The organism is Streptomyces sp. NPDC046876 (assembly GCF_040645035.1).
Classification (GTDB): Bacteria; Actinomycetota; Actinomycetes; order Streptomycetales; family Streptomycetaceae; genus Streptomyces.
Genome location: NZ_JBEYXK010000145.1, coordinates 1 through 13,389, shown reverse-complemented (window position 1 = coordinate 13,389; position 13,389 = coordinate 1). Strand labels below are relative to the sequence as shown.

Sequence of the window (13,389 nt, the reverse complement as noted above, 5' to 3'; positions counted from 1 at the left end):
ACCCCGGGAGATCGTGCTGGAGAGCGACTTGAGCGCCGATGAGCTCGAGCGCATCGTCTCCGCCGCGCTGACCGGTTCGGAGCCGCTGCTGAGCCCGCCCGCGTCAGCCGGCCAGGCAGGACGGGCCGAGGAGAACCTTGAGGTCGCCGAAGAGCGCCGGGTCGGGCTGGACCCGGTGCCGGTCGAGCCGGAGCACGGTGGTGGTCCGCGGCCCCTGGAGCTTGATCCGCACCTCGGTGTTGCCCTTGTGGTGGCGCAGGATCTCGCCCAGCCGGGTGACCATCGGAGGGGTGACCTTGACGGTGGGGATGGTGAGGACCACGGGGGCGTTGGTGCCGGCGGAGGACAGGTCGGGGACCATCATCTCCATCGCGACGAGCCGGGGGACGTCCTCGCGCTTGTCGAGGCGGCCCTTGACGAAGACGACGGTGTCCTCGACCAGCTGGGTGGAGACGAGCTGGTAGGTCGCGGGGAAGAACATGCACTCGATGGAGCCGGCGAGGTCCTCGACGGTGGCGATGGCCCAGGCGTTGCCCTGCTTGGTCATCTTGCGCTGGAGGCCGGAGATGATGCCGCCGATGGTGACGACGGCGCCGTCGGCGTGCTCGCCGCCGGTGAGCTGGGAGATGCCGGCGTCCGTCTTGTCCGACAGGACGTGCTCCAGGCCGAAGAGCGGGTGGTCGGAGACGTAGAGGCCGAGCATCTCGCGCTCCTGGGCGAGCAGGTAGGACTTCTCCCACTCGACGTCGGAGAACTCCACGTCCAGGCCGAAGCCGGGCTCGCTGCTGTCCTCGTCACCCATTCCGCCGAAGAGGTCGAACTGGCCCTCGGCCTCCTTGCGCTTGACCGCGACCACGTTGTCGATCATCGACTCGTGATGGGCGACCAGGCCCTTGCGGGTGTGGCCCATCTCGTCGAAGGCGCCGGCCTTGATCAGCGACTCGATGGTGCGCTTGTTGCAGACGACGGCTTCCACCTTGTCCAGGAAGTCGGGGAAGGAGGAGTACTTCCCCTTGGCCTTCCTGGTCTTGATGATCGAGTCGACGACGTTCTGGCCGACGTTGCGGACGGCGGTGAGGCCGAAGAGGATCACGTCGTCGCCCTGGGCGGCGAAGTTGGACTCGGACTCGTTGACGTTCGGCGGGAGCACCTTGATGCCCATGCGCCGGCACTCGTTCAGGTAGATCGCGGACTTGTCCTTGTCGTCCTTGACCGAGGTGAGCAGGCCCGCCATGTACTCGGCGGGGTAGTTCGCCTTGAGGTAGGCGGTCCAGTAGGAGACCAGGCCGTACGCGGCCGAGTGGGCCTTGTTGAAGGCGTAGCCGGCGAAGGGGACCAGGACGTCCCACAGGGCCTGGATGGCCTCGTCGGAGTAGCCGTTTTTCCGGGCGCCTGCCTGGAAGATCGTGAAGTTCTTCGCGAGCTCCTCGGGCTTCTTCTTGCCCATGACGCGGCGCAGGATGTCGGCCTCGCCGAGCGAGTAGCCGGCGATGATCTGGGCGGCCTTCTGCACCTGCTCCTGATAGACGATCAGGCCGTAGGTGACCGCGAGCACCTCTTCGAGCGGCTTCTCCAGCTCGGGGTGGATCGGGGTGATCTCCTGCTGCTTGTTCTTGCGCAGGGCGTAGTTCGTGTGCGAGTTCATGCCCATCGGGCCCGGGCGGTAGAGCGCGGACACGGCGGAGATGTCTTCGAAGTTGTCGGGCTTCATCAGGCGCAGCAGGGAGCGCATGGGGCCGCCGTCGAACTGGAAGACGCCGAGGGTGTCGCCCCGCTGGAGCAGCTCGAAGGTCTTGGGGTCGTCGAGCGGGAGGGCCAGGAGGTCGATGTCGATCCCCTTGTTGGCCTTCACCATCTTGACGGCGTCGTCCATGATCGTGAGGTTGCGCAGGCCGAGGAAGTCCATCTTCAGCAGGCCGAGCGACTCGCAGCTCGGGTAGTCCCACTGGGTGATGGTGACGCCGTCGGTGTGCCGCACCCAGACGGGTACGTGGTCGGTGATCTTCTCGCTGGACATGATCACGCCGGCGGCGTGCACGCCCATCTGGCGGACCAGGCCCTCGACGCCGCGGGCGGTGTCGATGACCTTCTTCACGTCGGGCTCGTTCTCGTACATCCCGCGGATCTCGGCGGCCTCGCTGTAGCGGGGGTGCGAGGGGTCGAGGATGCCGGAGAGCGGGATGCCCTTGCCGAGGACGTCGGCGGGCATGGCCTTGGTGAGGCGGTCGCCCATGGCGTACGGGTAGCCGAGGACGCGCGCGGAGTCCTTGATCGCGTTCTTGGCCTTGATGGTGCCGTAGGTGCCGATCATGGCGACCTTGTCCTGGCCGTACTTCTCGGTCACGTACCTGATCACCTCGACGCGCCTGCGCTCGTCGAAGTCGATGTCGACGTCGGGCATCGAGATGCGCTCGGGGTTGAGGAAGCGCTCGAAGATCAGGCCGTGCGGGATGGGGTCGAGGTCGGTGATGCCGAGGGCGTAGGCGACGATCGAGCCGGCTGCGGAGCCTCGGCCGGGGCCGACCGCGATGCCCTGGTTCTTGGCCCACATGATGAAGTCGGCGACCACGAGGAAGTAGCCCGGGAAGCCCATCGAGATGATCGTGTCCATCTCGTACTCGACCTGCTTCATGCGGTCCTCGGGGATGCCGCCCGGGAAGCGGCGGTGCATCCCCCTCATGGTCTCCTCGCGGAACCAGGTGACCTCGGTGTAGCCCTCCGGGATGTCGAACTTCGGCATGAGGTTGCGGAACTTGAACATGCCCTCGGTATCGACCTGCTCCGCCACCAGCCGGGTGTTGGCGCAGCCCTCCTGCCAGGCGTCCGAGGAGTCGATGGCGTACATCTCCTCCGTGGACTTCAGGTAGTAGCCGGAGCCGTCGAACCTGAAGCGGTCCGGGTCGGAGAGGTTCTTGCCGGTCTGGATGCACAGCAGGGCGTCGTGGGCGCCGGCCTCGTGCGCGTAGGTGTAGTGGGAGTCGTTCGTGACCAGCGGCGGGATGCCGAGCTTCTTGCCGATCTCCAGCAGGCCGTCACGGACCCGGCGCTCGATCTCGATGCCGTGGTCCATCAGCTCCAGGAAGTAGCGGCCCTCGCCGAAGATGTCCTTGTAGTCCGAGGCCGCCTTGATCGCCTCGTCGAACTGGCCGAGGCGCAGTCGCGTCTGCACCTCGCCGGAGGGGCAGCCGGTGGAGGCGATCAGGCCCTCCGACCACTGGGCGATGGTCTCCTTGTCCATACGGGGCCACTTGGTCAGCCAGCCCTCGGCGTACGCGTCGGAGGACAGCCGGAAGAGGTTGTGGAGCCCGGTGCTGTTCGCCGCCCAGATCGTCTTGTGGGTGTAACCGCCGGAACCCGAGACGTCGTCGCGCTTCTGGTGCGGCTGGCCCCACTGGATGCGCCGCTTGTTGCGGCGGGACTCGGGGGCGACGTAGGCCTCGATGCCGATGATCGGGGTGATCCCGGCCTTCTGCGCCGAGTGGAAGAAATCGTACGCGCCGTGCAGGTTTCCGTGGTCGGACATGGCGATGTGCGACATGCCCATTTCATTGCAGGCGGCGAACATGTCCTTGAGCCGCGCAGCACCGTCCAGCAGGGAGTACTGGGTGTGTACGTGCAGGTGCGTGAACGGCGTCTTGGCCACGGCGCTGGTCTCCTGGAGGCGGGTGGGAGGCGTGAGGGGGCAGCTTCGAATCCTACGTCCCACGGGTGACACGTACGGGGTACCGGACGGTACGGTCGGGCGTTGCAGAACCAGAGGGTCCGCTCCCGCGTCCAGTCGGTCGGAACCCGTACCAGCACGTGCACCAGGAGGCACCCCGCCATGGCGGTCCCCGAGACGACGAACGAACAGCGCGCCGAGCAGATACTCGACGTGTTCGACACCGCCTTCGGTGAGCTCCTCGCCGCCGACCCCGCGGCCTTCCAGGTCAAATTCCGCAAGATGGCGGCCTCCGCCTTCGCCTTCTACCGCGGCACGGCCTGCCTCTTCTACGCCGACCTGGAGCGCGAGCGGCACGGCGGCCCCTACCTGGACGACCGGACCGGCCGGGTGTGGATCCACGGCGACCTGCACGCCGAGAACTTCGGCACGTACATGGACTCCAACGGCCGCCTCGTCTTCAACGTCAACGACTTCGACGAGGCGTACGTGGGCCCCTTCACCTGGGACCTGAAGCGGTTCGCCGCCTCCGTCGCCCTCATCGGCTACTCCAAGGCCCTCGCCGACGAGCAGATCAGCGAGCTGGTGCGGGTCTACGCGGCCGCCTACCGGGAGCGGATCCACGTCCTGGCCTCCGGCGGCGCCAAGCCCGGTGACATGCCGGAGGCCCCCTCCTTCACCCTGGACACCTCCCGGGGCCCGCTGCTGGACGCCCTGCGCTCGGCCCGCGCCCGCACCCGCTTCTCCCTGCTGGACTCGATGACCGAGATCCGCGACCACGAGCGCCGCTTCACCTCCGGCGGCGGCTCCATCGAGCTGGACGCGGCGACCCGGTACAAGGTGCTGGCCGCCTTCGACGGGTACCTGGAGACCCTGCCCGACGAGTCGCTGGTGCGCCCGGACTCCTACCGGGTCAAGGACGTGGTCGGCCGCCGCGGCGTCGGCATAGGCTCGGCCGGGCTGCCCTCGTACAACATCCTGCTGGAGGGGCACAGCGACGCCCTCGAGAACGACGTGGTGATCTACCTCAAGCAGGCCCAGACCCCCGCCGTGTCCCGGCACATCACCGACCGGGCGGTGCGCGAGTACTTCCGGCACGAGGGCCACCGCACGGTGATCTCCCAGCGGGCGCTGCAGGCGCACGCCGACCCGTGGCTGGGCTGGACGGAGCTGGACGGCGCCGGGCAGCTGGTCGCGGAAGTCTCCCCGTACGCGGTGGACCTGGACTGGTCGGACCTGGACGAACCGGAGGAGATCGCGGCCGTTGTCGCCGACCTGGGCCGGGCGACCGCGACCATGCACGCCGCGGCCGACGAGGCCGGCAGCGGGCACACCCTGGTCCCGTTCTCCACGGAGCGCGCCATCGACGCCGCGATCGCCGCCGACGAGGAGGGCTTCGCCGCTCTCCTGGTGGACTTCGCGCACGCCTACGGGGCCCGGGCCCGCGCCGACCACCAGATCTTCGTGGACCTCTTCCGCAACGGCCGGATCCGGCCGTAGGACCCGGCCCCGAGGAACCCGGGGGCACGGTTTCACAGGGAGTCGTGGCACACTCGCGCCGATGGACATATCAGGGGCAGGGACCAGAGGGCTGCGGGCCGCGCTGTTCAGCGCGCTCGTCGTGCTGCTCTCGGCCGGCTCGCACGTCCTGATGTCGCGGGTGCCGCTGCCGCCGTCGCTGGTGGGCGGAGCCTTCGCCGCGGTCTTCCTGATCGCGTACGCGCTGGCGGGCCGCGAGCGGGGCTTCGGTCCCATCGCCGCCCTGCTGGTGCCGCTGGAGCTGGCTGCCGACACCGTCTTCAACGCCGGCCAGCACGTCTGCTACGGGCCGGCCGGCGGGCCCGTCTCGGGTCCGCTGCGCGCGCTCGGCCTGGACGAGCTGTGCGGCGGCGCCCCGCTGGGCGGGCCGCTGGCCGAGGTGGCCGGCCCCGCCGCCGACCCGTCTGCCCTGCTCGCCGCGCCCGGGCCGTGGACGCCCTGGCTGCTGCTCGGCGCGCACGTCTCGGTCGGGCTGCTGGCCGCGGCCTGGCTGCGCCACGGCGAGCGGGCGCTGGGGCAGCTGCTGCGCGCGGTGGCCGCCCTGGCCTTCCGGCCGCTGGCCCTGGCGGCCGCCTCGGCCGCCGCACCGGCCGCCGCCCGTCGGCGGGGGCGCGGGCGCCGGCCGGACCCCGCGGGCCCGGGGGCCCGCACCCGCTTCCCCGCCCACTCCGTGGGGCGCCGGGGGCCGCCCGTGCGCGGCGCACTCGTGTGCGCCTGACCCGTACGGCACGTCCCCCTCTTTTTCGACCTTTGACGTCTCCCACGTCACACCACCCCACGGAGATCCACCATGAGTTCACGCAACAGCCAGGCGAACAAGGCGGCGGCCCGCGACCGGCTGCGCGCCGAGCGCGAGAAGCAGGCCAAGAAGGACAAGGTGCGCCGCCAGGTGCTCGTGGCCGGCGCGGTCGTCGCCGTCCTCGCCCTGGCCGGCGGGATCGGCTACCTGGTCGTCCAGAACAACCAGCCCGGCGAGTGGGAGAAGGCCGCCAAGGCCGAGCTCGTCGCCCCGAAGAACACCACCGGCGAGGACGGCACGACCGTCGTCATCGGCAAGGCCGACGCCAAGAAGACCCTGGAGCTGTACGAGGACGCGCGCTGCCCGGTCTGCTCCCAGTTCGAGCAGACCGTCGGCCCGCAGCTCAAGAAGGACGTCGACGCCGGCAAGTACAAGCTGCAGTTCGTCGGCGCGACCTTCCTGGACAACGCGTTCCACGGCACCGGCTCGAAGAACGCGCTCAGCGCGCTCGGCGCGGCCCTGAACGTCAGCCCCGAGGCGTTCCTGGAGTACAAGGCGGCGCTGTACTCGAAGGAGAACCACCCGGACGAGCGCGACGACAAGTTCAGCAAGGACGACTACCTGCTGAAGGTCGCCGACCAGGTGCCGGCCCTCAAGGGCAACGCCGAGTTCAAGAAGGCCGTCGAGGACGGCACGTACAACCGCTGGGCGGTCGAGATGTCGAAGCTCTTCGACAAGGCGGGCGTCAAGGGCACCCCGGCGCTGAAGATGGACGGCAAGCAGATCGAGATCGAGAAGATGACGCCGGAGTCCTTCACGGCCTCGGTCGACAAGGCCCTCGCGGGCTGACCGGTTCCGGAGCAGGCTGACGGGTCTGCAGCGGGCCGACCGCACCTCCACTCCCGACAGGCGGGCGAACTCCCAAAGTTCGCCCGCCTGTTGCTTGCACGGGGCTGTACCAGCAGTTATACCCGTCAGTAATATCATCGCCCGTGACCAGTCAACTCACCTCCCACACCGCGGCAACTCCCCGCCGCCGCACGGTCGTCAAGGCCGCTGCGGCCACCGCGGCCCTCACGCCCTTCGCGGCGGCCGCCCTGGGTACCTCCACCGCCTCCGCGGCGGACAACGGACCCGCCTTCCTGCACGGCGTCGCCTCCGGAGACCCGCTGCCCGACGGCATCCTGCTGTGGACCCGCATCACCCCGACCCCCGAGGCCGTTCCCGGCTCGGCCGCCGGCCCGGACGTCCGGGTCGGCTGGGAAGTGGCCGAGGACAAGGGCTTCTCCCGGATCGTCGCGAGCGGCACGGTCACGGCGAGCGCCTCCGCCGACCACACCGTCAAGGCCGACGTACGGGGACTGAAGCCGCAGACGCCGTACTTCTACCGGTTCACCGCCGACCGCACCGTCTCCCCGGTCGGGCGGACGCTGACCGCTCCCGGCCACGACGCGACGACCCCCGGGGTCCGCTTCGGCGTGGTCTCCTGCGCCAACTGGGAGTCGGGCTACTTCTCCCCCTACCGGCACCTCGCCGCGCGCAGCGACCTGCACGCCGTGCTGCACCTGGGCGACTACATCTACGAGTACCAGAGCGGCGGCTACCCCGAGGCGAAGTACGTCGTGCGCCCGCACGAGCCGAAGCACGAGATCACCACCCTCGCCGACTACCGCACCCGGCACGGGAAGTACAAGACGGACGGCGACCTCCAGGCGCTGCACGCCGCGCACCCGATCGTCGCCATCTGGGACGACCACGAGTTCGCCAACGACGCCTGGTCGGGCGGCGCTGAGAACCACACGCCGGGCACCGAGGGCGACTGGGCGGTCCGCGCGGCCGCCGCCAAGCAGGCGTACTTCGAGTGGATGCCGGTCCGCCCCTCCACCGCCGGCACCGTCTACCGGCGGCTGCGCTTCGGCACCCTCGCCGACCTGCACCTGCTGGACCTGCGCAGCTTCCGCTCCCAGCAGGTCAAGATAGGCAGCGGCGGGGTGGACGACCCTGAGCGCACCATCACCGGCCGCGCCCAGCTGGACTGGCTGAAGGCGGGCCTCGCGAGCTCGAACGCGACCTGGAAGCTGGTCGGCACCTCGGTGATGATCTCCCCGGTCGCCTTCGGCTCGCTGCCGGCGCACCTGCTGGCGCCGCTCGCCAAGCTCCTCGGCCTGCCCGAGGGCGGCATCGCGATCAGCACGGACCAGTGGGACGGGTACACCGACGACCGCAAGGAGCTGCTGGGCCACCTGAAGGACCGGAACATCAAGAACACGGTGTTCCTGACGGGCGACATCCACATGGCCTGGGCCAACGAGGTCCCGGTGAACATGGCGACGTACCCGGGGTCGGGGACGGCCGCGACGGAGTTCGTGGTGACCTCGGTGACCTCGGACAACATCGACGACCTGCTGCACGTGCCGGCGCACACCCTCTCACTGGCCGCTGAAGCCGCCATCCGCTCCGCCAACTGGCATGCGAAGTGGCTGGACATGGACTCGCACGGCTACGGCGTGCTGGACGTGACGGCCGAGCGCTCGCAGATGGACTACTACGTCGTCTCCGACAAGCGGAAGCAGGACGCCACGTCGTCCTGGGCCCGTTCGTACCGCACGCTGACCGGTACGCAGAAGGTGGAGCGGAGCTGGGACCCGGTCCACTGAGCTTCCTGCCGGAAGCCTGACGAACCGTCAATTCTCTTGTGACACGGGGCTCCTGGTGCAGACCAGGGGCCCCGTGAAACCCAGAAGCAACAAATCTTTTACTCCAAGGTCTTGCGGCATGCATGACATGGACACATAAGCTTCGCGCCAGCGTGAGGAAATCCCTCACCCCCCACCACGCTTCGCGAGGAGTCAACGTGCGCGCTGCTGCCCGCATATCCCCCAAGCTCCGCCGCCGCCTCATGGGCACGGCCGTCCTGGCCGGTACCCTGGCGTTCGCCCCGCTCACCGCCCCCACCACCGTGGCCGCGGCCAAGACCGGTGCCGAGTCCTGTGCCGACGCGCCGGCCGCCGCCGCCAACGCCCGCGTCGCCAAGCCCAAGGCCGCGCACGCCGCCGAGCCCAACGAGGTGACGGACTCCCAGGTCAAGGCCATGGACGCCGACCTGGCCAAGAAGCTCGCCCAGGTCGGCCCGCAGCGCCAGATGCGCGCCGCCGAGGTCACCGCCGCGACCACCATCCCGGTCTACGTCCACGTCATCACCAACGGCTCGCAGGGCCAGCTGACGTCGACCGACATCAACAACCAGATCGCCGTCCTCAACGCCGCCTACAGCGGCAAGGGCACCGGCAACGTCGACTCCGGCTTCCAGTTCTCCCTGGCCGGAACCGACTACACCGACAACGCCAGCTGGTACACGGTCTCCGACGGCACCCAGGCCGAGAAGGACATGAAGACCGCGCTGCGCAAGGGCGGCAAGAACGCGCTGAACCTCTACACCGCCGACCTCGGCGGCGGCCTGCTCGGCTGGGCCACCTTCCCGAGCTCCTACGCCTCCGCCCCGAACATGGACGGCGTGGTCATTCTCAACTCCTCGCTGCCCGGCGGCTCCTCCGCCAACTACAACGAGGGCGACACCGCCACCCACGAGGTCGGCCACTGGATGGGCCTCTACCACACCTTCCAGGGCGGCTGCTCGGGCAGCGGCGACTCCGTCGCCGACACCCCGGCCGAGAAGAGCGCGGCCTTCGAGTGCCCGACCGGCCGTGACTCCTGCACCACCAAGGCGGGCGTCGACCCGATCCACAACTTCATGGACTACACGTACGACTCGTGCATGTACCAGTTCACCGCGGGTCAGGTCTCCCGCATGAAGAGCATGTGGACCGCGTACCGCGCCTGATCACGGCCGCGGCAGCCTTGACGGCACCATGAGATGAGGGGCAGGGCACGCAACGTGCCCTGCCCCCGGTGCATCCGCGCCGGCCCCCGCCGAGGCCGACGCGACGCCGCCGCGACGCCCGGCCTACAGGCTGTCGAGGAAGGCGAGCGCCGCCTTCCAGGTCTGCTCGGCGGCCTCCGCGTCGTAGTCCTCGAGCTCCGGATCCGTGAACAGGTGCCCGGCCCCCGGGTAGCGATGCACCTCCACGTCCGCGCCCGCCCGCTGCATCCGCAGGTACCAGGCCGTCAGCCAGTCGTGCGACTCGAACGGATCCGGGTCCGCGACGTGCAGCTGCACCGGCAGGTCGTCGACCGCCGCGTCCTCCTCCAGGTCCGCCGTGCCGTGCAGGAGCAGCAGCCCGCGCGCCTTCTCGTCGGCCAGCGCCAGGTGCTGGGCCAGGGAACCGCCGAAGGAGAAGCCCGCGTAGACCAGCCCCTCGTCGGAGTGGGGGGCGGCGGCCAGCACCGCGCGCTTGAGCAGCTCGTCGCGGCCGAGCTCGTCCCGGTACTCCATGCCCTCCTCGACCGTGTCGAAGGTGCGGCCCTCGAACAGATCGGGCACCTGCACCCGGTGCCCGGCCGCGCGCAGCCGGTCGGCCGCCGCGTGCACCGCGGGCCGCAGCCCGTACGTCGAATGGAAAAGCACGATGTTCATGCACCCCATCGTGCCAGTTTCCGGGCGCGCGTTCCGGTTACGTTCAACTCCATGGACTCGGACTCCGTTCTGCGCCCGTTCACCGTGGCCGCCGGCGCGCTGGTCGTCACCGTCGTCGCCGGGTGGCTGGTGGACCTGCTGCTGATCCGCGCGGACGCCCGGCACGGCGAGACACCGCTGTGGGGCCTGCTGCGCCGCTGCCGCCTGCCCTTCCAGGTGCTCCTGTGCGCGCTGCTGCTGCGCGGCTCCTACCGGCAGGCCCGGATCCTGCCCGAGCACACCACCGCCGTGGGCCGCGGCCTGGTCCTCGTCCTGATCGCCTCGGCGGCCTGGCTGCTGGTGCGCATCGCGACCGCCGTCGTGGACTCCGCGTACGCCCGCTTCGCCGACCGGACCGCCGACGAGGCCCGGGTGCGCCGGGTCCGTACCCAGATCACGCTGATCCACCGGGTGGTCACGGCGGTGGTCGTGGTGGTCTCGGTGGCGGCGATGCTGCTGACCTTCCCGGAGATGCGGGCCGTCGGCGCCTCGATGCTGGCCTCGGCCGGCCTCATCGGCATCGTCGCCGGCATCGCCGCCCAGTCCACGCTCGGCAACCTCTTCGCCGGCCTGCAGATCGCCTTCGGCGACACCGTCCGCATCGGCGACACCGTGGTCGTGGACGGCGAGTGGGGCACGGTCGAGGAGATCACGCTGACCTTCCTGGTGGTCCGCACCTGGGACGAGCGCCGGATCACGATGCCTGTGTCGTATTTCACGTCCAAGCCGTACGAGAACTGGTCGCGCGGCGGCGCGCAGATGACCGGCACCGTCTACTGGCACCTGGACCACAGCGCCCCGCTGGAGCTCATGCGCGAGCAGCTCCAGCGGATCCTGGACGACGTGCCCGCCTGGGACGGCCGCACCGCCGGTCTGGCCGTGACGGACACCACCCCGCACACCATCGAGGTCCGGGCGGTGGTCACCGCCAAGGACGGCTCCGACATCTGGACGGTGCGCTGCGCGGTCCGCGAGCGCCTGCTCGCCTGGCTGGTGGCCCACCACCCGTACGCGCTGCCCCGCATCGCGACGTCCCCGGCCGCTCCCCCGCCGGCGGGTCCGGCTCCGGGTCCGGCGGCGGGACTCTGAGGGCGCGCGTCAGGGGGTCCGCAGGCTGCGGACGTCCAGGTGCCGCAGCACCCGGTCCACGATCTCCGGGTCGGCGCCCGGCTCGCTGCGCGCGGCCAGCACCTCGTGGCGGGCCGCGGACATCATCTCCTTCTGGATCCGCTGGATGTCGCGCAGGCGCCGGACCCGCTGCGCGTACGCCTCGCGCCGCTCCTCGTCCACCATCTCGGGGCTGATGCGGGCCCCCACGTCGTACGCCCGCCGGTAGAGCAGCTCCATCAGGTCCTCCGGCAGCTCCTCCACCTCCTCGATCTCCTTCAGCCGCCGCTTCGCGGCCTTGGCTGCGCGCACCGCGAGCAGGCGCTCCATCTCCTGCTCGGCGTCGGTGTCGGGCTCCACGCCCAGCCGGCGCACCAGCCAGGGCAGGGTCAGGCCCTGGCAGACCAGCGTCGCCATGATCACGGCGAAGGCGATGAAGATGATCTCGTCCCGTGCCGGGAAGGGCCCGCCCCCGTCCACCTTGAGCGGGATGGCCAGCGCCAGCGCGACCGAGGCCACCCCGCGCATCCCGGCCCACCACATCACCACGCTCTCGCGCCAGGACAGCGGGATCTCCTCGTCGTAGTCGCGCCGGGAGTGGAGCCGCTGGGCGAGCCAGCCGGCGGGCAGCAGCCACAGCAGGCGGACGCCGACGACGACGGCCACCACGGCGGCCGCCCAGCCGGCCATCTCCGCCTCGCGGCCGCGCGCGACACCGAACACGTTGTGCAGTTCGAGCCCGATCAGGCCGAAGGCCACGCCGGTGACCAGGACGTCCACGACCTCCCAGAAGGTGTGCCCGGCCAGCCGGCCGAGCACGTCGTCGGCGTCGGTGGCGTACTCGGCGAGGAACAGGGCGGTGGTGAGCACGGCGAGCACGCCCGAGCCGTGGAGCTCCTCGGCGACCACGTACGAGACGAACGGCACGAGCAGGGTCAGCCCGATCTGGAGGGTGGCGTCGCCGAGCCGGCCCATGAGCGCGTTGGCGGCCCAGCCGAGGCCGACGCCGACGGCGAGCGCGACCACGGCGGACAGGACGAACTCGCCGAGGGCGTCGGGCCAGGAGAAGGAGCCGCTGACGGTGGCGGCGACGGCCACGTGGTAGAGCACGATCGCGGTGACGTCGTTGAACAGGCCCTCGCCCTCCAGGATCGACACCATGCGGCGGGGCAGCCCGAGCGAACCGGCGACGGCCGTGGCCGCGACCGGGTCGGGCGGGGCCACCAGCGCGCCGAGCGCCAGGGCCGCGGCCACCGGCAGCCCGGGCACGACGGCGTGCGCGACGGCGCCGACGGCGGCCGTGGTGACGAAGACGAGGGCCACGGCGAGGAGCAGGATGGGCCGGACGTTGGCGGCGAACTGTCGCCAGGAGGTGCGTTGCGCGGAGGCGTAGAGCAGCGGCGGCAGCACCAGCGGCAGGATGTACTCGGGCGGGACGTCGACGTTCGGCACCGCGGGCACGAGGGCGAGGGCGGCGCCGGCCATGGTCATCAGGACGGGCGCGGGCAGCCGGAGCCGGTCCCCGAGCGGCACGCTGACGACCGCACCGAGCAGCAGCACGAACAGCAGGGCGAGCTGATCCACTCCCCCACCCTGCCAGGACGCTGCGCTGAGCCGGGCCCGGTGAAGCCGACCCGCGCCGTCGTGTCGGGGCTCCGCCCCGAACCCCGCGCCTCAAACGCCGGCGGGGCTGGATTTTGCCGCTGCGCGGCAACTCCAGCCCGCGCGGCGTTTGAGCGCACCGGGCGCGAAGCGCCCGGAACGGGGCCG

Annotated in this window: 9 protein-coding genes; 6 read left to right on the top strand and 3 right to left on the bottom strand. The window is 70.6% G+C overall.

Annotated features, from left to right (window positions below; all coding sequences use genetic code 11):
• Window positions 1-103: 103 nt before the first annotated feature.
• The gene (dnaE, locus tag ABZ924_RS36010) at window positions 104-3,643 is read right to left on the bottom strand and encodes a DNA polymerase III subunit alpha (protein ID WP_361919522.1); all 3,540 of its coding nucleotides are present in this window, start codon (window positions 3,641-3,643) and stop codon (window positions 104-106) included.
• A gap of 180 nt (window positions 3,644-3,823) precedes the next feature.
• Here dnaE and ABZ924_RS36005 point away from each other — a divergent pair, with 180 nt between their 5' ends.
• The 5 genes from ABZ924_RS36005 (at window position 3,824) to ABZ924_RS35985 (ending at window position 9,780) form a co-directional block, all read left to right on the top strand.
• Window positions 3,824-5,161: a DUF2252 domain-containing protein gene (locus tag ABZ924_RS36005; protein WP_361919520.1), complete on the top strand. Its 1,338-nt coding sequence runs from the start codon at window positions 3,824-3,826 to the stop codon at window positions 5,159-5,161.
• A gap of 61 nt (window positions 5,162-5,222) precedes the next feature.
• Window positions 5,223-5,918, top strand: a complete 696-nt coding sequence (locus ABZ924_RS36000) for a hypothetical protein (protein WP_361919518.1) — start codon at window positions 5,223-5,225, stop codon at window positions 5,916-5,918.
• Between the two features lie 72 nt (window positions 5,919-5,990).
• Window positions 5,991-6,788 (top strand): thioredoxin domain-containing protein, encoded by a 798-nt coding sequence (locus ABZ924_RS35995; protein WP_361919516.1) that lies wholly within the window; start codon window positions 5,991-5,993, stop codon window positions 6,786-6,788.
• A 143-nt stretch (window positions 6,789-6,931) separates the two neighbouring features.
• Window positions 6,932-8,596 carry an alkaline phosphatase D family protein gene (locus ABZ924_RS35990; RefSeq protein WP_361919514.1) on the top strand — a complete coding sequence of 555 codons (1,665 nt, stop codon included), beginning with the start codon at window positions 6,932-6,934 and terminating at the stop codon, window positions 8,594-8,596.
• Between the two features lie 242 nt (window positions 8,597-8,838).
• Window positions 8,839-9,780 (top strand): zinc metalloprotease, encoded by a 942-nt coding sequence (locus ABZ924_RS35985; protein ID WP_361919524.1) that lies wholly within the window; start codon window positions 8,839-8,841, stop codon window positions 9,778-9,780.
• A 123-nt stretch (window positions 9,781-9,903) separates the two neighbouring features.
• Here the strand turns inward: ABZ924_RS35985 and ABZ924_RS35980 are convergent, their stop codons facing one another.
• Entirely contained in the window at window positions 9,904-10,482 is a 579-nt protein-coding gene (locus ABZ924_RS35980) for a dienelactone hydrolase family protein (RefSeq protein ID WP_361919512.1), read from the bottom strand.
• A gap of 42 nt (window positions 10,483-10,524) precedes the next feature.
• Here ABZ924_RS35980 and ABZ924_RS35975 point away from each other — a divergent pair, with 42 nt between their 5' ends.
• Window positions 10,525-11,601 (top strand): mechanosensitive ion channel domain-containing protein, encoded by a 1,077-nt coding sequence (locus ABZ924_RS35975; RefSeq protein WP_361919510.1) that lies wholly within the window; start codon window positions 10,525-10,527, stop codon window positions 11,599-11,601.
• 9 nt (window positions 11,602-11,610) lie between these two features.
• On the opposite strand, the gene ABZ924_RS35970 is transcribed toward ABZ924_RS35975, so the two are convergent.
• Window positions 11,611-13,203 (bottom strand): Na+/H+ antiporter, encoded by a 1,593-nt coding sequence (locus ABZ924_RS35970; RefSeq protein ID WP_361919508.1) that lies wholly within the window; start codon window positions 13,201-13,203, stop codon window positions 11,611-11,613.
• Window positions 13,204-13,389: the final 186 nt, after the last annotated feature.